The organism is Streptomyces sp. NPDC014623, from assembly GCF_043088245.1.
Lineage (GTDB): Bacteria > Actinomycetota > Actinomycetes > Streptomycetales > Streptomycetaceae > Streptomyces.
The window spans coordinates 108,082-130,502 of sequence record NZ_JBIBZU010000010.1 but is presented as its reverse complement, the minus strand read 5'-3'; the positions used below and the strand labels follow the sequence as shown (position 1 = coordinate 130,502).

Here is a 22,421-nt window from a genome sequence, read left to right as displayed (position 1 = left end):
CGGCGACGCGTCGCCGTCCCGCACCATGGAGCGCACCGTGCAGAAAACCTCCCCCACGCTCCCCTGGTACCGCGAGGTGAGCGGTACGCAGTGGAAGTCCTTCTTCGCCGCCTGGATCGGCTACGTCCTGGACGGCTTCGACTTCGTCCTCATCACACTCGTCCTGACCGAGATCAGTGACGATTTCGGACTGAGCACCGTCCAGGCGGCCAGCCTGATCTCCGGTGCCTTCATCACCCGCTGGCTGGGCGGCGCGGTCCTGGGCGCGATCGGCGACCGGTACGGCCGCAAGCTCTCCATGGTGCTGAGCATCCTGCTCTACTCGCTGGGCACCTTCGCCTGCGGCTTCGCCTGGGACTACCACAGCCTCTTCGCCGCCCGGCTCGCCATCGGCATGGGCATGGCCGGCGAGTACAGCGCCAGCGCCACGTACGTCATGGAGAGCTGGCCGGCCCGCCTGCGCAGCCGCGCCAGCGGGTTCCTGATCTCCGGCTTCTCCGTCGGCTCGGTCCTCGCGGCGCAGGTCTACGACTGGGTGGTGCCCTCGCTGGGCTGGCGGTGGATGTTCTACCTGGGCCTGATCCCGATCGCGGTCGCGCTGTGGATGCGCCGGGCCCTGCCGGAGGCGGAGGAGTGGACCGCGGACGTCGCGGACCGGGGCGCCCGCCCCAACCCCTTCCAGCCGCTGTTCCGCTCTCCGCGGCCGGCCCTGGTCAACACGGTCCTGACCGCGGTCGCCACCCTCGCGCTCTTCATGGTCTTCACCCCGGGCGGCGAGGGGATGGTCCCGGTCCTGTCGGTGGTCGCCGGACTCGCCCTCGTGGCGTTCGCGGTACAGCTGGGCGGGGAGCGCGGCCGGCTGCTGTACGTCTCGATGATCGTGACGCTGTTCTTCGCGTTCCTCTACTCCTGGCCCATCCAGGCCCTGCTGCCCACGTATCTGAAGTCCGAGCTGGGCTACAGCACCGGCCAGGTCACCGACGTCCTGTACTTCGCGGGCTTCGGCACCATGGTGGGCTGCTGGGCGGCCGGCTTCCTGGGCGACCGGATCGGCGCGAAGAAGGCGTACGCGCTGACACTGCTGGCCTCGCTGGCCTTCGTCTACCCGGTCTTCGCGGTGCGGGACAACCTGCTGGTGCTCGGCTGTCTGCTGTTCCTGCTGCAGGCCACCAGCTTCGGCGTCTCGGGGCTGCTGCCGCGCTACATCGGCGGCCACTTCCCGACCGCGAACCGTGGGGCCGCGCTGGGCTTCACGTACAACGTGGGGGCGCTCGGCGGTGCCGTGGCCCCGGTCCTCGGGGCGCGTCTGGCGTCCGGGATGGGCCTGGGGCAGGCCCTGGCGGTGCTGACGTTCGCGGGGACGGTGATCGTGGTGCTGCTGGTCGGCTTCGACGTGCCGGCCCGGCTGAACCGGCTCACGGACCCGGACGCGCAGGCGGACCACCTGGCCGTGTCCGGGAAGGTGCCGCAGCCGGAACGTGTGCGGGGCTGAACGGCACCGCCGTACGTCCGGCCCGGCGCGAGGAGGGGGCCGCCGCGCTGGTCGCCGCGGGCCCGTCGAACAGCGACACCGGCGAAGAGCTCTTCGTCTCCCCCGCCACCGCCAAGTCCCGTGTGGCGGCCTCCGGCGCGAGCTGGAGGTCCGCGCCCGCGTGGGCATCGCCGTGCGGGCCTGGCGGACCGGGCTCGCGCCGGCCGGCCAGGGGCGGGCCGTGTCTCCCCTCCCGCCGGGCCCCTACGGGTAGAAGTGCGTCAGCGACTCGGCGACGCAGGCGGGCTTCTCCGACCCCTCCAGTTCGAAGGTGAAGCCCCGCGTCATCTGCACTCCGCCCCGCGCTACCTCGGTCACCTCCGCTACGGACGCGTGCAGCCGCACGCGGCTGCCGACGGGGACGGGCGCCGGGTACCTGACCCGGTTGACCCCGTAGTTGAGCGCGCGTCCCACGCCGCTCACCTGGAGCAGTTCGCCGAACATCGGGATGCCCCAGCTCAGCACCATGTAACCGTGGGCGATGGTGCGCCCGTACGGACCGGCGGCTGCGCGTTCGACGTCGGTGTGGATCCACTGGTGGTCCCCCGAGACGTACGCGTAGGCGTCGATCAGCTCCTGGGTGACCTCCTTCCACTCCGAGCGTCCGAGGTCGCGCCCGCCGAGGGCGAGGATCTCCGGGATGCCGTGCGCGGTCAGCGGCATGGGCGTACTCCGTTCTGCCGTACGGGCGGTCAGGCGCTGACGGGCGCGGTGCGGGGGACGGCGACGGGCTCGGCGGCCTGCTCGTCGTGGTCGGGGCGCTTGAGCAGGAGGAGCATGCAGCCCAGGGTCAGCGCCACCTGGAAGACGGCGTACGCGATGACGGCGGTGATGGAACCGGTCCGGTTGAGCAGGAACTGGCCGACGATCGGGGTCGTGCCGCCGAGCAGGGTCCCGCAGAGCTGGTAGCAGAGCGAGATCCCGGTGTAGCGCAGGTGGGCCGGGAAGCGGCTGGCCAGCATGCCGGCGAGGGCCGCGTAGTAGAGGCAGTGCGGAATCGTGGCGACAGCGACACCGAGCATCGCCAGGCCGTAGTTCTCGGTGCTGATGAGGACGAACATCACCGGCATGAGGACCAGCTCGGGAACCAGCATCACGGTCACCGCGCGGGACCAGCTCCTCATCCGGGTGGCGATCAGAGCGCCGAAGGGCTGGACGATGATCTGGGTGATGTTGGCGACGAGGATGATCGTCAGGAACGAGCTGCGGTCGAAGCCGAGGGACGTGGTCGCCCAGGACAGGGCGAACGTCGACTTGAAGTACGTCGCGGACAGGCCGATGGTGCAGGCCCCGATGCCGAGGACGATCAGCATGGGGTGGCTGCGGAGCACCTCGGTGAGCGGGAGCCTGACGACTTCCTTCTTCTCGATGAGCTCGGCCATGGCCGGGGACTCGGCGACCTTCAGCCGGACCAGCAGCCCGACCATGACGAGTGCGGCGGAGGCGAGGAAGGGCACCCGCCAGCCCCAGGAGACGAAGGCGTCGTCGGGCAGCTGGCTGATGGCGAGGAAGCTCACCGTGGAGAGGGTGTTGCCGACCGGGGAGCCCTGCTGGGCGAACGCCGCGTACAGCACCGACTTGCCCTTGGGCGCGTGCTCGGAGGCGATGAGGACGGAGCCGCCCCATTCACCGCCGAGGCCGATGCCCTGGATCATGCGGATGCAGACCAGCAGGATCGGGGCGGCGATGCCGATGGAGGCGTAGCCGGGCAGCAGGCCGATCGCGGTGGTCGAGACGCCCATCATCAGCAAGGTGATGACGAGGGTCTTCTTACGGCCGAGCCGGTCGCCGTAGTGACCGAAGACGATGCCCCCGAGGGGGCGGGCGAGGAAGCCGACCCAGAAGGTGGCGAAGGCGACCAGAGTGCCTATGGGGCCTTCGAGTTCGGGGAAGAAGACCTTGTCGAAGACCAGCGCCGCTGCGGTTCCGTAGATGTAGAAGTCGAACCATTCGATGGTGGAGCCGATGAAGGCTCCGAACCCCGCGCGGTTGGCGGCTTTCGTTCGCTCGCGTGCGGTTGCGGTGGTCGCGCTCATGGTGGCTCCCGGACAAAGTCGGTCAAGCGGATGGAGGCACGGCTGACCCGGCGTCGCCCGGGACGCCCTGGTCGCGTGGTGGAGAGGGGACGGAGTCCTCGAAGGGGGCGGGGTCTCAGGAGGCGATGCGTTCGAAGACCGCGGCGAGACCCTGTCCCCCGCCGATGCACATGGTCTCCAGCCCGTAGCGCGCCTGACTGCGGTGCATCTCCCGGCTGAGCGTCGCCAGGATGCGTGCGCCGGTGGCACCCACCGGGTGGCCGAGCGAGACACCGGAGCCGTTGACGTTGATCCGCTGCTCGTGGTCCTTCTCGCCGAGCCCCAGCTCCCGGGTGCAGGCCAGGACCTGGGCGGCGAAGGCCTCGTTGATCTCGATCAGGTCGAGGTCGGCGAGGGTGAGACCGGCACGGCCGAGGGCCGCGTGGGTGGCCGGGACGGGGCCGATGCCCATCGTCGCGGCGGGGACGCCCGCGCGGGCGAAGGAGACCAGCCGGACGAGCGGGGTGAGCCCGAGCCGTTCGGCGGTGGCGGCGCTGGTGACGAGGCAGGCGGCTGCGGCGTCGTTCTGCCCGCTGGCGTTGCCCGCGGTGACGGTGGCCTCCGGGTCGGTCTTGGCCATGATCGGGCGCAGTGCCGCGAGCTGCTCGGCGGTGGTGTCGGGGCGGGGGTGTTCGTCGGCGGTGACGACCGTCTCGCCCTTGCGTGTTTTCACCGTGACGGGGACGATCTCCGCGTCGTAGCGCCCCTCCCGGACGGCGCGTGCGGCGCGGGCCTGCGAACGCAGGGCGAGGGCGTCCTGGTCGGCGCGGCTGACGGAGTGGGCGCGGCGCAGGTTCTCCGCCGTCTCGATCATGCCGCCGGGTACGGGGTGGTGGACGCCGCCCGCGGTGACCCGGCCCCGGGCGAGGGAGTCGTGGAGCTGGAGGCCGGGGCCCTTGATGCCCCAGCGTCCGTCGTGCGTGTAGTAGGGGGCGGCGCTCATGACGTCGACGCCGCCCGCGATGACGACGTCGCTGAAGCCGGCCCGGACCTGCATGGCCGCGTCGAGGACCGCCTGCAGGCCGGAACCGCAGCGCCGGTCGGTCTGGACGCCGGTGACGGTGTCGGGGAGCCCGGCGTCCAGCGCGGCGACCCGGCCGACGGCGGGGGCCTCGGAGGAGGGGTAGGCGTGGCCGAGGATCACCTCGTCCACCCGGCCCGGGTCGATTCCCGTGCGGGCGACGACCTCGGCGATGACGCGTGCGGCGAGCGCGGCCGGGGTCTGCTGGGCGAACGCGCCACCGAACCGCCCGATGGGTGTGCGCAGCGGTTCGCAGATGACGACATCGGTCTGGTCGGGCACAGCGGGGCACCTTTCGGCGGGTTCGGATGTGTGGGGCGACCTTCGCACCGGACCACTGAGTCGGTCCAATATCGAATTACCTCATCTTCAAGACGTCATGCGTCTCAATCGGAGGAGTCACGGGGTCGGCAGGGCCTGCTCGGCGACCGCGAGCACCGCGCGGAGCGCTGCCGAGGGGTTGTCCGTGCGCCAGGCCAGCGCCGCCTGGCGGCGGATGGGCGGGCCGGCGAGGGGCCGGTAGACCAGCCCGTTCTGCTGGATGTGGCGGACGGAGGAGACCGTGAGCGTGACGCCGACACCCGCGGCGACGAGGGCCAGGATCGTGTACGAGTCGGGGGCCTCCTGCACCACGCGCGGGTTGAAGCCGGTGGCTTCGCACGCCTGGACCATCGCGTCGCGCACCGTGGAGCCCGCGTTCGCCGGGAAGGAGACGAAGGGCTCGTCGGCGAGGACCCCGATGGGGACCCTCTCCAGGCGGGCCAGCCGGTGGTCGGAGGGCAGTGCGCACAGCAGCTCCTCCTCGTCGATCACCCGGCAGGCCACTTTGGGCTGGGTGACCGGGAGCCGGACGAACCCCAGGTCGAGGGAGCCGTCGGCGACCCGGGACAGGGCGACGTTGGCGTAGGTCTGGCCCTTCATGACCAGCTCGATCCCGGGGTGGGCGGCACGCACGGCCCGGGTCAGCAGGGGCAGCGTCTCGTGGCTGGAGGCTCCCGCGAAGCCGATGGTGACCCGGCCGTACTCCCCGCGCCCGGCGGCCTTGGCCGCCCGTACCGCCGTGTCGAGATCGGCGAGGACGGTGCGTACGGGCTCCAGGAAGGACTCCCCCGCGCTGGTGAGCCGCACCGAGCGGGTGTTGCGCTCGAAGAGCTGGACGCCGAGCTCCTTCTCCAGCTGCCGGATCTGCTGGCTGAGCGGGGGCTGCGCCATCTGGAGCCGCTTGGCGGCGCGGCCGAAGTGCAGCTCCTCGGCGACGGCGGTGAACGCGGTCAGATGACGCAGTTCCATCGGGACTTCCATTCATTAACCACAGGTCTTGATCCGACCTTAATTCGGTATTGGACAGCAATCAATGGCCGCTGACACGGTGAGGGCGACCAGCACGCACTCGCCCGAGGAGCACCGTGGAACGGACGGATACGGCCGACGGGGCCGGCAAAGTCATGTCGATGAAGGAGGCCGTCGCCTCCTTCGTGCACGACGGGGCCACTGTCAGCCTCGAAGGGTTCACCCATCTCGTCCCCACCGCGGCCGGGCACGAGATCATCCGGCAGGGCCGCAAGGACCTCACCGTCGTACGGATGACGGCGGACATCGTGGTGGACCAGATGCTCGCGGCGGGCTGCGTCTCGCGGCTGGTCTCCTCCTTCGTGGGCAACTCCTCCGCCGGTTCCCTCGGCGAACTGCGGCGCAGGATCGAACGCGCCGACCCGGCCCCGCTCGCCTTCGAGGAGTACAGCCACTACGGGATGGTGTGCCGCTACCTCGCCGGATCCCAGCGGCTGCCGTTCTACCCGCTGCGCAGCTACGGCGGCAGCGATCTGCCGGGGGTGAACAGCGACCTGCGCAAGGTGACGTCGCCCTACCCCGGGCCCGGCGGCGAGCAGGAACAGATCTACGTCGTGCCGCCGGTGAACCCGGACGTGACGATCATCCACGCACAGCGGGCCGACCGCCGGGGAAACACCCAGATCTGGGGGCTGACCGGCATCCAGGCCGAGGCGGTGTACGCGGCGGACAAGGCGATCGTCGTCGTCGAGGAGATCGTCGGCGACGAGGTGGTCCGCTCGGACCCCAACCGCACGCTCGTCCCCTCCCACGCGGTGGACGCCGTCGTCGTCTGCCCGCGCGGCGCGCACCCGTCCTTCGCCCAGGGTTACTACGACCGCGACAACGCCTTCTACCGGGCCTGGTCGCACATCAGCAAGGACCCGGAGCGGCTGCGGGAGTGGCTGGGCGAGTGGGTGTACGGAACGGCCGACCACGCCGAGTACGTCGCCAAGCTGGGCGAGGACTTCTGGGCGGGGCTCGCGGTGGGCGAGGCGCTCAGCGAACCGGTGAACTACGGGCGGCGGCTGTGAGCGCGCCCCAGGGGAAGGAACGGCACATGACCACCACCGCACCGGAGACCGTCACGTCGTCCGAGCTGCTCTCCGTCGTCGCCTCCCGTGAACTGGCTTCCCGCCGCACGGTGTTCGCCGGCATCGGGCTGCCGACGCTCGCCACCGAGCTCGCCCGTCTGACGGTCGCGCCGCAGATCGAGGTCGTGTACGAGTCCGGGGTCTGCGGGGCGCACCCCTCGCATCTGCCGGAGACCATCGCCGACGCGGTGCTCATCTCGGGCGCGGAGGCGGTGCTGTCGATGCCGGCGCTCTTCGGCTGTGTGCTCCAGGGCGGCCACATCGACGTGGGCTTCCTCGGTGCCGCGCAGATCGACCGGTGGGGCAACCTCAACACCTCCGTCATCGGCGACTGGGAGAGTCCCACGGTGCGGCTCCCCGGTTCCGGCGGCGCGGTCGAGGTGATGGCCAACTCCCATGAGGTCTTCGTGGTGATGCGCCGTCATGACCCGCGCTCCTTCACCGGGGCCCTGGACTTCTGCACCACCCCGGGCCCCGACCGCGCGCTCGCCGAGGGCATCAGGCCACTGGGCGCGGGAGTCACCCGGGTCATCACCGAACTGGGCATCCTGGCCCGCGAGGGCGTCGGTGAGGAGCTCCGGCTCGTCGCCGTCCACCCGGGCGTGACGGCCGGGCAGGTCCGGGAGGCGACCGGCTGGGACCTGAAGGTGTCCGCCGCGGTCGGCACCGTGCCGCCGCCGACCGCGGCGGAGCTGCGGCTCCTCCGCGAGGACGTCGACCCCGGCCGCGTCTATCTTCGCTGAGGGCGCTCACCTGATCCCGGTGAGCACTTCCCCGATCCCCACCCCGAGAGGACCGTAACTGCCATGCGTATCAGGATCGTCGGCGCCGGAGCCATGGGACGCGGTATCGCCCAGTGGGCGGCGGCCGGCGGACACACCGTAGAGCTCTGTGACGTCCGGCCCGAGGCGGTGACGGAGGCCGTGGACTTCGTACGGTCCATGCTGGAGCGCGCGGTCCACAAGGGCCGGATGTCCGCCGGGGACTTCGCCGCGGCCATGGAGCGGCTGGTCCCGCTGGACGACCCGTGGGCGCCCGGCCCGGAGGTCGAGCTGGTGATCGAGGCCGTACGGGAGGACCTGGACACCAAGGCCGAGGTGTTCGGGAAGCTGGAGGAGGTTCTGCCGGACTCGGCGGTCTTCGCGACCAACACCTCGTCCCTGCCGGTGACCCGGATCGGCGCCTCACTACGGGACCCGGGGCGGCTGGCGGGGCTGCACTTCTTCAACCCCGTACCGCTGATGAAGATCGTCGAGGTCGTACCGGGCGCCGCCACCCGTCCCGGCATCCCGGCGGCGCTCACGGAGCTGGTCGAGAGCTGCGGGCACCGCGCGGTCACGGTCGCCGACACTCCCGGCTTCCTGGTCAACCACGCCGGCCGGGGGCTCGTGACGGAGGCGCTGGCGCTGCTGGAGGAGTCCGTCGCGGATCCGGCGGGCATCGACCGGATCGCCCGGGACGTCCTGGGGCTGCGCATGGGCCCGTTCGAACTGATGGACCTCACGGGGCTCGACGTCACGGCCGCCGTCATCGACTCGATCTGGCAGGGCTTCCGCCACGAGGACCGGCTCCGCCCCTCCTATCTCACCCCGAACCGGGTGACGGCGGGTCTGCACGGCCGCAAGACCGGGCAGGGCTGGTTCGCGTACGGCCCCGAGGCCCCCGCCCCGGCTCCGGAACCGCCGGTGACGGGTGACGCGGACCGGCCGGTGTTCGTCGCGGGCGGCGAGGGCGCCGAAGGACTGCGGACCGCGCTGACCGCCGCCGGAGCCACGGTCGGGAGCGGTCCGTCACCCACCGGCGAGGCACTGGTCCTCGTCCCCGTCTGGGGTACCACCGTGGCAGCGGCGGTGGCCTCCCTGGGCCTGCCCGCCTCGCGCACCTTCGGCGTCGACCCGCTGCCCCCGGCGGGCCGGCGCCGGGTGCTCGCGGTGACGCCCGCGGCCGTCCCGGCCGCAGCCCGGGACGCCCGCGCGGTCCTGGCCCGCGCGGTGGACGGGGAGGAGCCCTGGGCCGTGTCGGTGGTGCGGGACACCGCGGGTTCGGTGGCGCAGCGGCTGCTCGCCTCGGTGGTCTCGGTGGCCGCTTCGATCGCGGAGCGCTCGCTGGCCACGCCGGCGGACATCGACCTCGCGGTGAGGACCGGACTCGGTTACCCGGCGGGGCCGCTGGCCTGGGGCGACCGGATCGGCGTCGCGCGGCTGCTGGACCTGCAGCGTTCCGTGTACGCCACGACCGGGGACCCGCGGCACCGGCCGACCCGCTGGCTCACCGAACGCGCGCAGCTGGGTCTGCCGCTGACCGAGCCCGGCACCTCGCCCGCGGCCTGCGCGTAAGGGGGACCGCACCGGGCCGTGACCGTTTCGTACAAGACCCGGTCACGGCCCCGGCATACGGTCGGCCCATGACTCCACGACTCGACGCGATCTCCGTCACCACCGCCGACCTGGCCGCTTCGCTCGCCTTCTACCGCAGGCTCGGCCTCGACATCCCCGCGGGCGCCGAATCGGCCCCCCACGTCGAGGTGGTGCTCCCCGGCGGGCAGCGCCTGCTGTGGGACACCGAGGACGTCGTCCGCTCCTTCGAGCCCGACTGGCAGGGGTCCGGGGGCGGCGAGCGCCTCGGACTCGCCTTCCTCTGCGACAGCCCGGCAGAGGTCGACTCGGTGTACGCCGACCTGACCGGTGCCGGCTACCGGGGACACCTGAAGCCCTGGGATGCCGTCTGGGGGCAGCGCTACGCCGTCGTCCTGGACCCCGACGGCTGCGCGGTGTCCCTCTTCGCCCCTGTGCCGTAGGCGTTCCTGACGGGATCCGGCGGCAGCCGTTCGGCCGGGTGGCCGGCTCCGCGCCTGCCGTCGGCCGCTTGTCACGTGACACCCCGGAGAACGGGAGAGGGAATGGGCGCTCAGCGCGGCGAGGCACTGGTCACGGGAGCCTCCTCGGGCATCGGAGCGGCATATGCGGCACGGCTGGCCGCCGGGGGGTGGGACACCGTCCTGGTGGCCCGGCGGGAACAGCGGCTCGACGACCTGGCGGTACGGCTGCGCGGGGGGATCGGCCGTGGAGACCCTCGTGGCGGATCTGTCGGACCCCGGTGGTCTGGCGCGTGTGGTGGAGCGGGCGGGGCAGGGCGACATCGGTTTCCTGCTCAACAACGCGGGGACCAACGGGTACGGCCCGTTCGGTGAACTGGAGGCCGCGCTGATGGCGAAGGTCGTGAACGTCAACGTGCTCGCCGTCACCGCGCCGGCACGGTCGTCAACGTGGCCTCCCAGTCGGCGTTCGCCGGCTCGCCGCGGCCGCTGCCGCTGCCCGAGCGTGCCGTGTACGCCGGCACCAAGGGGTACGTGGTCACCTTCACCCGCACCCTCTCCGCCGAACTCCCCGGCTCGCCCCTGCGTCTTCAGGTGCGGTGCCCCGGCCTGACCGCCACCGGATTCCATCGCTCGCGCGGCGAGGAGCCCGTCGGCGGACGTGAGCAGTCCGTGCACGAGGACGGCGGCATGCCCGTGGACAGGTGGTCGACGCCTCGCCGGCCGCGCTGGAGGACGGCCGGGTGGCGTGCGTGCCCGGGCTGCCGGACGCGGCACCGGTCGACGGCCTCGCGGCGGCGGAGCTGGCGATCCGTACGGCGGCCCGCGGCGGTCGCGGCTGAACGGCCGGGCCCCCCTCGGGCGGCGGCGGTCCGGACGGCACGGCTACGCCGTGCCCGCGAGGCCCCGTGCCGCCAGGTAGCCGCCGAGCGTCGTGCCGGCCAGGTCCCGCATCTCGCGGGCCAGATGTGCCTGGTCGGTGCAGCCCGCCGTGTACGCGGCCTCGGCGTACGGCGTGCCCGCCCGGACGAGGGCCAGGGCACGCTGCAGCCTCAGGACTCTGGCCAGCGTCTTGGGGCCGTAGCCGAACGCGGCCAGCGAGCGGCGGTGCAGCTGGCGTGCCCCTAGCCCCACGGCGTGCGCGGTGGCGGCGACGGACCGGCCCTGCCGCAACTGCTCGGCGACGGCCGCCATGAGCGGGTCCGGGGGCCCGGCGCCGGCCGCCCGGCGCAGGGCGATGCCCTCCAGCGCGGCGGCCGGGTCGCCGGCCGCGCCGAGGCGCTCGGTCAGCCCGCGGACCTCCGGCCCCGGCCAGAGGGCGTCGAGCGCGACCCGCCGGTCACGCAGTTCGTGCGCGGGCACGCCCAGGAGTGCGGGGGCCGTGCCAGGGGCGAAGCGGATGCCCGTACAGCTGCCGGAGAGCGCCGCGGCCGGGGTGAACGCGTGGGTGTCGGGACCCGCCACGAGCAGCCGGCCGCCGGCCCACAGCAGGTCCATGCAGCCGTCGGGAAGCACCGGCCGGGAGGGCTCGCGCGGCCCCCTCCAGGCCCATAGGACCGCGCCGCCGAAGCGCGATGCCCGCTCCTCGTACCGCGCGCCCCTGGTCGCCATGGCTGTCGGGCCGGCCCTCACGGGGCGTCCTTGTCCCGGTTCCCGTGCAGGCGGGACTTCACGTCGTCCGGGGGCAGGAAGCGTGACCAGCGCTCGGGGAACTCGGAGGGCATGGACACGTCCTCCTCGTCGTCGTCCGCGTACGCGCCCCAGTTCGCCGCCCGTGCCACGAGTTCCGCGGCCTGGGCGGCCTTGATCCGGTCGCTGGCGGCGCGGGCCGCCGCGGTGGCGAGCGAGGGCCAGACCCGGTCGATCGCCGCGTTGACGGCGGCGCCCACGAGGACGGCGAAGGCGGAGATGCCGATCCAGAGCAGGACGGCGATGGGCGCGGCCAGTGAACCGTAGATGGTCGGTCCTTCGACCGTGCTCGTGAGGTAGATGCGCAGCAGGAAGCTGCCCAGCACCCACATCCCGAGTGCCACGAGTGCCCCCGGCACGTCCTCCAGCCACGGCGAGCGTACGGGGACGGACACGTGGTAGAGCGTCGTCAGGAACGCGATGGACAGCAGTATGACCAGCGGCCAGTACATGACGGCGAGCACCTCGGTGCCCCACGGGACGAACTCCACGACCCGGTCGGGACCGACCACCAGCAGCGGCAGCACCACCGCGCCCAGCAGCAGCGCGACCACGTACAGCAGGAAGGCGAGCAGCCGGGTCTTGACGATGCCGCGGTGGCCGTCGAGCCCGTACATCACGGTGATGGTGTCGATGAAGACGTTCACCGCGCGTGAACCGGACCAGAGGGCGATCGCGAAACCGATGGAGATGACATCGGGGCGCGCGCCGGTGGTGACGTCGGCTATGAGCGGCTTGGCGATGTCGTTGACGCCCCGTTCGGACAGCACCGTCTGCACCGCCCCCAGGATGTTGCGCTCTATGGAGGCGACCGTGGTGGTGGACGTCCATTCGTCGACGTAGCCGAGCAGCCCGATCAGGCCGAGGAGCAGGGGCGGCAGGGACAGCAGGGTGAAGAACGCCGCCTCGGCGGCGAGGCCGAGGATGCGGTACTCGATGCACGAATTGACCGTGTCCTTGAGCAACTGCCACGCCATCTGCCGCTTGGACACGTTGCGGTAGAGGACTCGAGCCCGGTGGAGCCGACCCGGTGGCCGCTCGGGTGTTTCGTTTGCTGCCTGCACCTCCTTACCGTATCGGCATGGCACCTAGCACCCACACAGTGACCAACCAGGTTCCGCCGCTGGTCGGCTATGACGTCTTCGCCGGTGACCGGGCGCTGGCGGAGGCCGTGGAGCGGCATCTCGAGCCCGGGATCCTCGACGAGGCCCGGGAAGAACTCGGCTCGCTGGGCCGGTCCGCCGGTTCCGCCCAGGCCCAGGCGTGGGGGGCGCAGGCGAACGAAAATCCGCCGAGGCTGCGCACGCACGACCGCTACGGGCACCGCCTCGACGAGGTCGAGTTCCACCCGTCCTGGCACCGGCTGCTGGGGCACGCGGTCACGGCCGGGCTGACGGACGCCTGGGGCAGGCGGGGCGGCCATGTCCGGCGCGCGGCCGGGTTCCTGGTCTGGACGCAGGCCGAGGCGGGCCACGGATGCCCGCTGTCGATGACGCACGCGGCGGTCCCGGCGCTGCGGACCGATCCGGCGCTGGCCGCGGAGTGGGAACCGCTGCTGACCTCGCACGTGTACGAGGAGGGGCTGCGGCCCGCGTCGCAGAAGGCCGGTGCGCTCTTCGGCATGGGCATGACGGAGAAGCAGGGCGGCACCGATGTGCGGTCCAACACCACCCGGGCCGAGCCGCTGGCCGGCGAGGGGGAGTACCTGCTCACCGGCCACAAGTGGTTCTGCTCGGCACCCATGTCCGACGGTTTCCTGGTGCTGGCGCAGGCGCCGGGCGGGCTGAGCTGCTTCCTCGTGCCGCGGGTCCTGCCGGACGGTGCCCGCAACGTGTTCGCGATCCAGCGCCTCAAGGACAAGCTGGGCAACAGGTCCAACGCCTCCGGCGAGGTCGAGTTCGACGGGACGTGGGCCCGCCGGGTCGGCGAGGAGGGGCGCGGGGTGCGCACCATCATCGAGATGGTGGCGGCGACCCGGCTGGACTGCGTGGTCGGTTCGGCCGCGCTGATGCGCCAGGCCGTGGCGCAGGCGATCCATCACAGCGCCTACCGCAGCGCGTTCGGCGGTCTGCTGATCGAGAAGCCGCTGATGCGCAACGTACTGGCCGACCTGGCGCTGGAGTCGGAGGCGGCGACGACGCTCGCGCTGCGGCTGGCCGCCGCGTACGACGCGGACACCGAGGAGGAGCGGCCCTTCCTGCGGATCGCGGTACCGGCCGCCAAGTACTGGGTGACGAAACGGTGCACGGCGGTGGTCGGCGAGGCACTGGAGTGCCTGGGCGGCAACGGGTACGTCGAGGAGTCCGGGATGCCCCGGCTGTTGCGGGAGGCCCCGCTCAACTCGATCTGGGAGGGTTCGGGCAACGTGCAGGCGCTCGATGTGCTGCGGGCGCTGCAGCGTGAACCGATGGCGCTCGACGCCTTCCTCCGTGAGGTCGGGAAAGCGCGTGGCGCGGACCACCGGCTCGACGCGGCGATCAAGGACCTGCTGACGGAGCTGGCGGATCTGGACGCCGTCGAGGCGCGGGCCCGGCGGCTGGTGGAGCGGATGGCCCTGGTGCTGCAGGGCTCACTGCTGCTGCGCTGGGCGCCGCCGGAGGTCGCGGACGCGTTCTGCGCCTCACGGCTGGGCGGGGACTGGGGCTCGGCCTTCGGGACGCTGCCCCACAGTCTGGACCTGGCCACGGTCGTGGAACGCGCACGGGCCCAGGAGGGCTAGAAGCGAACGACGGAGGGTGGTGCTGCGCCGACACGGCACCACCCTCCACGCTTCTGCACCACCGTACGGCGGTCGAGGACCCCGCACGGTGTTCCGTCACTCTCGTACGACCCGGGGCCTGTCACCAGAGTTGCAAGGGGTTGCAACCATTGCGTGGAGTGCGAGCCGGCGGGACCCTCACACGGCAGGATGGGTCCTTCGGGCCGGGTTTCCACCTTCCTGGCCGGTCCCACGCTTTGTTGGGGGAACTTGTCATGGGATTACACCCTGTCGCGCGGAAGCGGCCGGAAATCGCCTCGCGCCCAGCGGTGACCGAACGTCTGGTCCACCGCGCACGGGAGGCCCGGCTCGCGGGCGAGCGTACGGGGGCGGCCCCGCGTGCGGAGATCGGCGCGTCCTGGGACCGCGTACTGCGCAGCGGGATCGACCCCGAGCAGTCACCGGAGAGCAGGCTGCTGGACACGGACGAGATCGAGCACCGGCGCAGGGGCACGGCGCTCGGCGAGGTCATGCCCCTGCTGCGGGAGGGACTGGCCACGATCGCGGACGCCTCGCAGCAGATCATGGTCGTCACGGACGCCGAGGGCCGGGTGCTGTGGCGTCAGGGACATGCGGCGGTGATGCGCCGGGCCAAGGACATCTGCCTGGAGGAGGGCGCCGCCTGGGCGGAGTCGGCGACGGGGACGAACGCCATCGGTACCGCGCTCGCCGCGCGCACACCCGTCCAGGTCCATTCCGCCGAGCACTTCATCCGCGCCCTGCACCACTGGACCTGCGCGGCGGCCCCGGTGCGCGACCCCCGGGACGGCCGGCTGATGGGCATCGTCGACCTCAGCGGGCCGGCCTCCACCTTCCACCCGGCGACGTCGGCGCTGGTCGCTTCGGTGGCTTCGCTGGCGGAGAACGAGCTGCGCAGCCGGCACCTGGTGGCGATCGAGCGGCTGCGCTCGGTCGCCGCTCCGATCCTGTGCCGGCTGGGTGGCCGCGCGCTGGTGGTAGACCCCCACGGCCGGCTGGCCGCCGTCACCGGGATGCCGCCCGTGGACCGGCTGCCGCTGCCGAAGTCCCTGGAACCGGGCACGGTGTGGCTGGCCTCGCTCGGGATGTGCCGGGTGGAACCGCTGCCCGGCGGCTGGCTGGTGCGGATCGCGGAGGGCCTGCAGGAGCGCTCGACGCGCAGGGTGGTGCTCGACCTGAGCCGGGAGCGGGAACTCGCGGTCCATGTGACGGGTCCGCTGGGGAGTTGGACGCGCCGGCTGTCGCCCCGCCACGCGGAGCTGCTGTACGCGCTGGCCCTGCGCCCGGAAGGGCGCACCGCGGCGGAGCTGGCCGGGGACGTCTTCGGTGACGTGACCAGGACCGTGACGGTGCGGGCCGAGATATCGCGGATGCGGCGCCATCTCGCGGAGGTGCTGGCGCACCGGCCGTACCGGTTCCGCCAGGGGGTGGAGGTGGAGGTGGTCCACCCGGAGGTGCCGGCCGATCTGCTGCCCCGCTCCACGGCTCCGGTGGTACTCAGGACGCGCAGGCCCGCCGGGACGGTGTGACCCGGTTTCGGGGGGCGGCCCGAGCCGTGGTTCTCTGACCCCCATGAGCAATACCACGCGTTCCGCCACTCCTGCCCCCGACGTGACCGTCTGGTACCTGGAGCAGACGTCGCCCGCCGACCTGAGCCCCGCCGCCGCCCCCGAGGGGCCGGTCACGGTCGTCCGGTCGGAGACACCGCTGCCGGAGTTCAGCCGGTTCCTGTACACCGCGGTGGGCGGTGACATCCGGTGGACCGACCGGCTGGGCCTCACGTACGCGCAGTGGCAGGAGATCCTGGAGCGGCCGGGGGCCGAGACCTGGGTGGCGTACGAGAGCGGGACCCCCGCCGGGTTCATCGAGTTCGACCCCCAGGAGGGCGGGGCGGTCGAGATCTCCTACTTCGGTCTGGTCCCCGCGTTCCGGGGGCGCCGGATCGGCGGGCACCTGCTGTCGTACGGCGTGGCGCGCGCCTGGGACCTCGCGGACCGCCACCCGGAGCGGACCCCCACCGAACGGGTATGGCTGCACACCTGTTCCGATGACGGCCCGCACGCGATGGCCAACTACCTGCGGCGGGGATTCCGGCTGTTCGACACCAGGACCGAGCAGGGCTCCGCGGTCGCCACCCCCGGCCCCTGGCCCGGTGCGCACTCCTGATCACCCGCCCCTTTGTCACCTTGTCGACGTCCCCGGCGTGATCGATGCCACAGCGTCTCATACTTCGGGACCATCGCGTCCACATATTGGATCGTGGTGGACTGGTCCGAGATCCGCGTGACACGCTTCCGTCATGCCTGGAACTGGAATTGCCTTGGTGAGTCGGCGGCACGTCGACCTCGGCCGCATGTCCAGCGCCATCTGTCCGGTCCGCTGAGAGTCTCCAGCACCGCGATCCCCTGATGTTCCGCCTCACCCCTGCGCACCGCCGCGCTTCACGCGAGTGTGCAGTTCAGAGCCGCCCTCCTGCAGTCCCGAAGGACGTATTGCCATGGCCGCCAGCCCCGAGAAGCCTGCTACCGCCACGCCCCGCCGCAAGGCGGGACGTCACCGTGGTGAAGGTCAGTGGGCCATGGGTCACTTCACCCCGCTGAACGGGAACGAGCAGTTCAAGAAGGACGACGACAGTCTCAATGTGCGGACACGCATCGAGACGATCTACTCGAAGCGCGGATTCGACTCCATAGACCCGAACGACCTGCGCGGGCGCATGCGCTGGTGGGGGCTGTACACCCAGCGCCGGGCAGGTATCGACGGCGGGAAGACCGCCGTGCTGGAGCCCGAGGAGCTGGAGGACCGCTACTTCATGCTGCGTGTGCGCATCGACGGCGGGAAGCTGACCACCACCCAGCTGCGCGTCATCGGCGAGATCTCGCAGGAGTACGCGCGGGGCACCGCCGACGTCACCGACCGGCAGAACGTCCAGCTGCACTGGATCCGCATCGAGGACGTCCCGGCGATCTGGGCGAAGCTCGAGGCCGTGGGGCTCTCGACCACCGAGGCCTGTGGTGACTGCCCCCGCGTGATCATCGGGTCGCCCGTGGCGGGCATCGCCGCCGACGAGATCATCGACGGCACGTCCGCGGTCGACGAGATCCACGAGCGGTACATCGGCAGCAAGGAATTCTCCAACCTGCCCCGTAAGTTCAAGACCGCGATCTCGGGTTCACCGGTCCAGGACGTCGTCCACGAGATCAACGACATCGCCTTCGTGGGCGTCGACCACCCCGAGCACGGTCCCGGCTTCGACCTGTGGGTCGGCGGCGGACTCTCCACCAACCCGCGTTTCGCCGAGCGTCTGGGCGCCTGGGTGCCGCTGGACGAGGTCCCCGACGTCTGGGCCGGTGTCGTCGGGATCTTCCGCGATTACGGCTACCGTCGGCTGCGCAACCGTGCCCGGCTGAAGTTCCTGATGGCCGACTGGGGCCCGGAGAAGTTCCGCCAGGTCCTCGAGGACGAATACCTCAAGCGCCCGATGCTGGACGGCCCGCCGCCCGCCCAGCCCTCCTCCCGCTGGCGCGACCACATCGGTGTGCACCCGCAGCAGGACGGCCGCTTCTACGTGGGCTTCGCCCCGCGCGTCGGCCGGGTGGACGGCTCCACCCTGGCCAAGATCGCCGACCTGGCCGAGGCACACGGCTCGGGCCGGGTGCGCACCACCGTCGAGCAGAAGATGCTCGTCCTGGACGTGGAGCAGGATCAGATCGAGTCCCTGTCCGCCGGCCTGGAGGCACTGGACCTCCAGGTCAAGGCGTCCCCCTTCCGACGCGGCACGATGGCCTGCACCGGTATCGAGTTCTGCAAGCTGGCGATCGTCGAGACCAAGGCGCGCGGCGCCGCGCTCATCGACGAACTGGAACGCCGCATGCCGGACTTCGACGAGCCGCTGTCCATCAACATCAACGGCTGCCCCAACGCCTGCGCCCGCATCCAGACCGCGGACATCGGCCTCAAGGGCCAGCTCATGCTGGACGACGACGGCAACCAGGTCGAGGGCTACCAGGTGCACCTCGGCGGCGCACTCGGCCTGGAGGCCGGCTTCGGCCGCAAGGTGCGCGGCCTGAAGGTCACCTCGGCCGAACTCCCGGACTACGTCGAGCGGGTGCTCGGCAACTTCCAGGAGCAGCGCGAGGACGGCGAACGTTTCGCGACGTGGGCGGCGCGCGCCGACGCGGAGTCACTGTCATGAGCGAGCGAGCCGCGCCGTTCCACTGCCCGTACTGCGGCGACGAGGACCTGCGCCCGCACGAGGCAGGCCACGGCGCCTGGGAATGTGCTTCCTGCAACCGCGCGTTCCAGCTGAAGTTCCTGGGTCTGCTGACCCGGGGGCTCCAGCGCGACGACGCCGAAGGGAACGGGACATGACGGACACCCTGCAAGCGGCCGGACTCACCGACGAGGCCCTGAAGGACCTGGCGGTACGGGCCGGGCGCGAGCTGGAGGACGCCTCCGCGAGCGACATCCTGAAGTGGGCGGCCGACACCTTCGGCAAGCGCTTCTGCGTCACCTCCTCCATGGAGGACGCGGTCGTCGCGCACCTGGCCTCCCGGGTCTTCCCCGGCGTGGACGTCGTCTTCCTGGACACGGGCTACCACTTCGAGGAGACCATCGGCACGCGGGACGCGGTGGACGCCGTGATGGACGTCAGCCTCATCACCCTGACCCCGCGTCAGTCGGTGGCCGAACAGGACGCCGAGTACGGGCCGAAACTGCACGACCGCGATCCCGACCTGTGCTGCGCGCTGCGCAAGGTCAAGCCCCTGGAGGAGGGGCTGACGGCGTACGCCGCCTGGGCGACCGGGCTGCGCCGCGACGAGTCCCCCACCCGGGCGGACACCCCGGTCGTGGGCTGGGACGAGAAGCGCCGCAAGGTCAAGGTCTCTCCCATCGCCCGCTGGACCCAACAGGACGTGGACGCCTACGTCACCGAACACGGCGTGCTGACCAACCCGTTGCTGATGGACGGTTACGCCTCCGTCGGCTGCGCGCCCTGCACCCGGCGGGTGCTGGAGGGTGAGGACGCACGGGCCGGCCGCTGGGCCGGACGCGGCAAGACCGAATGCGGGCTGCACGGCTGATGACGACTGATCAGGAGATATCGATGAGCGTGACGGAGACGGGAGCCACCGTCTGGCTCACCGGTCTGCCGAGCGCCGGCAAGACCACCCTCGCCTACGAGCTGGCGGGACGGCTGCGCGCCGAGGGACACCGGGTCGAGGTCCTCGACGGCGACGAGATCCGGGAGTTCCTCTCCGCGGGCCTCGGCTTCTCCCGCGAGGACCGGCACACCAACGTCCAGCGGATCGGCTTCGTCGCCGAACTGCTGGCCGCCAACGGTGTGAAGGCCCTCGTCCCGGTCATCGCGCCGTACGCCGACAGCCGTGACGCGGTGCGCAAGCGCCACCAGCAGGAGGGCACCGCGTATCTGGAGGTGCACGTCGCGACCCCGGTCGAGGTCTGCTCCGAGCGCGATGTGAAGGGGCTGTACGCCAAGCAGGCGGCGGGCGAGATCAGTGGGCTCACCGGGGTCGACGACCCCTACGAGGCTCCTGCGTCGCCGGATCTTCGGATCGAGTCGCACCAGCAGACCGTGCAGGAGTCCGCAGCGGCGCTTCGTGCGCTGCTCACCGAGAGGGGCCTGGCGTGAGCACTGTCGCCACCGTGCCGGAAGGCACTGCCAATCCGTACGCGCTGAGCCACCTGGACTCCCTGGAGTCGGAGGCGGTGCACATCTTCCGTGAGGTGGCGGGTGAGTTCGAGCGGCCGGTGATCCTCTTCTCCGGCGGCAAGGACTCGATCCTGATGCTGCACCTCGCGCTGAAGGCGTTCGCCCCGGCCCCCATCCCCTTCACGCTGCTGCACGTGGACACCGGGCACAACTTCCCCGAGGTCCTCGAATACCGTGACCGCACCGTCGAGAAGCACGGGCTGCGCCTGCACGTCGCCTCCGTCCAGGAGTACATCGACGCCGGCAAGCTCCGTGAGCGTCCCGACGGCACCCGCAACCCCCTGCAGACGGTCCCGCTCACCGAGGCCATCCAGCAGCACCGCTTCGACGCCGTTTTCGGCGGCGGGCGGCGTGACGAGGAGAAGGCCCGGGCCAAGGAGCGGGTCTTCTCGCTCCGCGACGAGTTCTCCCAGTGGGACCCCCGCCGCCAGCGCCCCGAGCTGTGGCAGCTCTACAACGGCCGCCACGCCCCCGGCGAGCACGTCCGCGTCTTCCCCATCTCCAACTGGACCGAGCTCGACGTCTGGCAGTACATCGAGCGTGAGGGCATCGAGCTCCCCGGGATCTACTTCGCCCACGAACGCGAGGTCTTCAGCCGTTCGGGCATGTGGCTGACCGCGGGCGACTGGGGCGGCCCCAAGGACCACGAGAAGGTCGAGACCCGTCAGGTGCGCTACCGCACCGTCGGTGACATGTCCTGCACCGGCGCCGTCGACTCCGACGCCACCACCCTGGAAGCGGTGATCACCGAGATCGCCGCCTCCCGGCTCACCGAGCGGGGCGCGACCCGGGCCGACGACAAGATGTCCGAGGCCGCGATGGAAGACCGCAAGCGCGAGGGGTACTTCTAAATGAGCATCACCACCGAGCAGTCGTCGGCCACCACCCTGCTGCGGTTCGCCACCGCCGGGTCCGTCGACGACGGCAAGTCCACCCTCGTCGGACGTCTCCTGCACGACTCCAAGTCGGTCCTCACCGACCAGCTGGAGGCCGTCGCACTGGCCTCCACCAACCGTGGCCAGCAGGCGCCGGACCTGGCGCTGCTGACCGACGGGCTGCGGGCCGAGCGCGAGCAGGGCATCACCATCGACGTGGCCTACCGCTACTTCGCCACCCCGCGCCGCCGTTTCATCCTCGCGGACACCCCGGGCCACGTGCAGTACACCCGCAACATGGTCACGGGCGCCTCGACGGCCGAGCTGGCCGTCGTCCTCGTCGACGCCCGCAACGGCGTGGTCGAGCAGACCCGCCGCCACGCCGCCGTCGCCGCCCTCCTGCGCGTGCCGCACGTCGTCCTCGCCGTGAACAAGATGGACCTCGTGGACTACGCCGAGCCCGTTTTCGCCGCGATAGCGCAGGAGTTCACCGCGTACGCCGCCTCGCTCGGCGTCCCGGAGATCACCGCCGTCCCCATCTCGGCGCTGGCCGGCGACAACGTGGTGGAGCCCTCCGCCCACATGGACTGGTACGGCGGCCCGACGGTCCTGGAGCACCTGGAGACGGTGCCGGTCAGCCATGACCTCACCGAGTGCCACGCACGTTTCCCGGTGCAGTACGTGATCCGCCCGCAGACCGCCGAGCACCCCGACTACCGGGGGTACGCCGGCCAGATCGCCGCCGGCGTACTGCGGGTCGGCGAGACGGTCTCCGTACTGCCGTCCGGACGCACCACGACGATCGAGGGGATCGACGCGCTCGGTGAGAGCGTCGACATCGCCTGGGCCCCGCAGTCGGTGACGATCCGGCTGGCCGACGACATCGACGTCTCGCGCGGTGACCTGATCGCCCCCGCGGACGACGCTCCCACCGTCACGCAGGACGTCGAGGCGACCGTCTGCCACGTGGCCGACCAGCCGCTCACGGTGGGCCAGCGGGTGCTGCTCAAGCACACCACCCGCACGGTCAAGGCGATCGTCAAGGACATCCCCTCACGGCTCACACTGGACGACCTCTCCCAGCACCCGGCTCCCGGGCGGCTGGTGGCCAACGACATCGGCCGGGTCGTCGTCCGCACCGCCGAACCCCTGGCTCTCGACGCGTACGCGGAGTCGCGGCGTACCGGCTCGTTCCTGCTGATCGATCCCGCCGACGGCACGACCCTCACGGCCGGCATGGCGGGCGCGTCGTTCGCCGCCGTCGACGGCGCGGAGACGGACACCTCCGCGGAGGACGCGGAGTGGGACTTCTGATGGCCAGGGATTTCTTCTCGACCTTCGCGAAGGAGGGCGGCCGGGTCGGCAGCGGCGCCCTCGGCAGCGGACAGGGCGGGGTCGGGCGATGTGCGTGATGACGTACGCGCACCGCCTGCGCGCCCGCCTGAACCGACCGCACCACCAGTCCGTACGAAGACCTGCCGACTTCCCGGCCACGCCGCCCGACTCCAGGAGGGCGTGAGC

23 protein-coding genes and 1 pseudogene are annotated in these 22,421 nt (G+C 71.6%); 18 read left to right on the top strand and 6 right to left on the bottom strand.

Annotated elements, in window-relative coordinates:
* Positions 1-25: 25 nt before the first annotated feature.
* A complete protein-coding gene (locus tag ACF1FZ_RS18105; RefSeq protein WP_391774363.1) occupies positions 26-1,492 on the top strand; it encodes a sialate:H+ symport family MFS transporter in 1,467 nt (488 codons plus the stop codon).
* 243 nt (positions 1,493-1,735) lie between these two features.
* Here ACF1FZ_RS18105 and ACF1FZ_RS18100 read toward each other — a convergent pair whose 3' ends face one another.
* From ACF1FZ_RS18100 to ACF1FZ_RS18085, 4 genes are all read right to left on the bottom strand, one after another.
* Positions 1,736-2,194: a MaoC family dehydratase gene (locus ACF1FZ_RS18100; protein ID WP_391774362.1), complete on the bottom strand. Its 459-nt coding sequence runs from the start codon at positions 2,192-2,194 to the stop codon at positions 1,736-1,738.
* A gap of 29 nt (positions 2,195-2,223) precedes the next feature.
* Positions 2,224-3,567 carry an MFS transporter gene (locus tag ACF1FZ_RS18095; RefSeq protein ID WP_391774361.1) on the bottom strand — a complete coding sequence of 448 codons (1,344 nt, stop codon included), beginning with the start codon at positions 3,565-3,567 and terminating at the stop codon, positions 2,224-2,226.
* A 115-nt stretch (positions 3,568-3,682) separates the two neighbouring features.
* The gene (locus tag ACF1FZ_RS18090) at positions 3,683-4,909 is read right to left on the bottom strand and encodes an acetyl-CoA C-acetyltransferase (protein ID WP_391774360.1); all 1,227 of its coding nucleotides are present in this window, start codon (positions 4,907-4,909) and stop codon (positions 3,683-3,685) included.
* A 117-nt stretch (positions 4,910-5,026) separates the two neighbouring features.
* The gene (locus tag ACF1FZ_RS18085; RefSeq protein ID WP_391774359.1) at positions 5,027-5,917 is read right to left on the bottom strand and encodes a LysR family transcriptional regulator; all 891 of its coding nucleotides are present in this window, start codon (positions 5,915-5,917) and stop codon (positions 5,027-5,029) included.
* A 155-nt stretch (positions 5,918-6,072) separates the two neighbouring features.
* On the opposite strand from ACF1FZ_RS18085, the gene ACF1FZ_RS18080 reads away from it, so the two are divergent.
* The 7 genes and pseudogenes from ACF1FZ_RS18080 (at position 6,073) to ACF1FZ_RS18050 (ending at position 10,707) form a co-directional block, all read left to right on the top strand.
* Positions 6,073-6,990, top strand: a complete 918-nt coding sequence (locus ACF1FZ_RS18080) for a CoA transferase subunit A (RefSeq protein WP_391774487.1) — start codon at positions 6,073-6,075, stop codon at positions 6,988-6,990.
* Positions 6,991-7,016: 26 nt separating this feature from the next.
* Positions 7,017-7,793 (top strand): CoA-transferase subunit beta, encoded by a 777-nt coding sequence (locus ACF1FZ_RS18075; protein WP_391774358.1) that lies wholly within the window; start codon positions 7,017-7,019, stop codon positions 7,791-7,793.
* Positions 7,794-7,856: 63 nt separating this feature from the next.
* On the top strand, positions 7,857-9,386 hold the full coding sequence (locus tag ACF1FZ_RS18070) for a 3-hydroxyacyl-CoA dehydrogenase (RefSeq protein WP_391774357.1): 1,530 nt from the start codon (positions 7,857-7,859) through the stop codon (positions 9,384-9,386).
* Positions 9,387-9,454: 68 nt separating this feature from the next.
* Positions 9,455-9,847, top strand: a complete 393-nt coding sequence (locus ACF1FZ_RS18065) for a VOC family protein (protein ID WP_391774356.1) — start codon at positions 9,455-9,457, stop codon at positions 9,845-9,847.
* A 102-nt stretch (positions 9,848-9,949) separates the two neighbouring features.
* Positions 9,950-10,240: an SDR family NAD(P)-dependent oxidoreductase gene (locus ACF1FZ_RS18060; protein WP_391774355.1), complete on the top strand. Its 291-nt coding sequence runs from the start codon at positions 9,950-9,952 to the stop codon at positions 10,238-10,240.
* 75 nt (positions 10,241-10,315) lie between these two features.
* Positions 10,316-10,450, top strand: a pseudogene (locus ACF1FZ_RS18055) (short-chain dehydrogenase); the annotation flags it as partial.
* 119 nt (positions 10,451-10,569) lie between these two features.
* Positions 10,570-10,707, top strand: a complete 138-nt coding sequence (locus ACF1FZ_RS18050; RefSeq protein ID WP_391774494.1) for a hypothetical protein — start codon at positions 10,570-10,572, stop codon at positions 10,705-10,707.
* A gap of 43 nt (positions 10,708-10,750) precedes the next feature.
* Here the strand turns inward: ACF1FZ_RS18050 and ACF1FZ_RS18045 are convergent, their stop codons facing one another.
* Together ACF1FZ_RS18045 and ACF1FZ_RS18040 are read right to left on the bottom strand one after the other, a co-directional pair.
* Positions 10,751-11,476, bottom strand: a complete 726-nt coding sequence (locus ACF1FZ_RS18045; RefSeq protein WP_391774486.1) for a DUF6597 domain-containing transcriptional factor — start codon at positions 11,474-11,476, stop codon at positions 10,751-10,753.
* Positions 11,477-11,493: 17 nt separating this feature from the next.
* Positions 11,494-12,618, bottom strand: coding sequence for a YihY/virulence factor BrkB family protein (locus ACF1FZ_RS18040; protein ID WP_391774354.1), 1,125 nt, complete (start codon positions 12,616-12,618; stop codon positions 11,494-11,496).
* Between the two features lie 17 nt (positions 12,619-12,635).
* Here ACF1FZ_RS18040 and ACF1FZ_RS18035 point away from each other — a divergent pair, with 17 nt between their 5' ends.
* From ACF1FZ_RS18035 to ACF1FZ_RS17990, 10 genes are all read left to right on the top strand, one after another.
* Entirely contained in the window at positions 12,636-14,273 is a 1,638-nt protein-coding gene (locus ACF1FZ_RS18035) for an acyl-CoA dehydrogenase family protein (RefSeq protein ID WP_391774353.1), read from the top strand.
* A gap of 254 nt (positions 14,274-14,527) precedes the next feature.
* Positions 14,528-15,820, top strand: a complete 1,293-nt coding sequence (locus ACF1FZ_RS18030; protein WP_391774352.1) for a GAF domain-containing protein — start codon at positions 14,528-14,530, stop codon at positions 15,818-15,820.
* A 43-nt stretch (positions 15,821-15,863) separates the two neighbouring features.
* Positions 15,864-16,457 carry a GNAT family N-acetyltransferase gene (locus ACF1FZ_RS18025; RefSeq protein WP_391774351.1) on the top strand — a complete coding sequence of 198 codons (594 nt, stop codon included), beginning with the start codon at positions 15,864-15,866 and terminating at the stop codon, positions 16,455-16,457.
* Positions 16,458-16,590: 133 nt separating this feature from the next.
* Positions 16,591-16,674 (top strand): putative leader peptide, encoded by an 84-nt coding sequence (locus tag ACF1FZ_RS18020; protein ID WP_351391960.1) that lies wholly within the window; start codon positions 16,591-16,593, stop codon positions 16,672-16,674.
* Positions 16,675-16,788: 114 nt separating this feature from the next.
* A complete protein-coding gene (locus ACF1FZ_RS18015) occupies positions 16,789-18,486 on the top strand; it encodes a nitrite/sulfite reductase (RefSeq protein ID WP_391774350.1) in 1,698 nt (565 codons plus the stop codon).
* A complete protein-coding gene (locus ACF1FZ_RS18010) occupies positions 18,483-18,662 on the top strand; it encodes a hypothetical protein (protein ID WP_391774349.1) in 180 nt (59 codons plus the stop codon). Before ACF1FZ_RS18015 ends, ACF1FZ_RS18010 begins: the two co-directional genes overlap by 4 nt.
* Positions 18,659-19,375, top strand: a complete 717-nt coding sequence (locus ACF1FZ_RS18005) for a phosphoadenylyl-sulfate reductase (protein ID WP_391774348.1) — start codon at positions 18,659-18,661, stop codon at positions 19,373-19,375. The genes ACF1FZ_RS18010 and ACF1FZ_RS18005 overlap by 4 nt, the downstream gene beginning before the upstream one ends.
* A complete protein-coding gene (cysC, locus tag ACF1FZ_RS18000; protein ID WP_391774347.1) occupies positions 19,375-19,944 on the top strand; it encodes an adenylyl-sulfate kinase in 570 nt (189 codons plus the stop codon). Before ACF1FZ_RS18005 ends, cysC begins: the two co-directional genes overlap by 1 nt.
* Entirely contained in the window at positions 19,941-20,876 is a 936-nt protein-coding gene (gene cysD, locus ACF1FZ_RS17995) for a sulfate adenylyltransferase subunit CysD (RefSeq protein ID WP_391774346.1), read from the top strand. The genes cysC and cysD overlap by 4 nt, the downstream gene beginning before the upstream one ends.
* Positions 20,877-22,214, top strand: a complete 1,338-nt coding sequence (locus ACF1FZ_RS17990; RefSeq protein ID WP_391774345.1) for a sulfate adenylyltransferase subunit 1 — start codon at positions 20,877-20,879, stop codon at positions 22,212-22,214.
* Positions 22,215-22,421 lie beyond the last annotated feature (207 nt).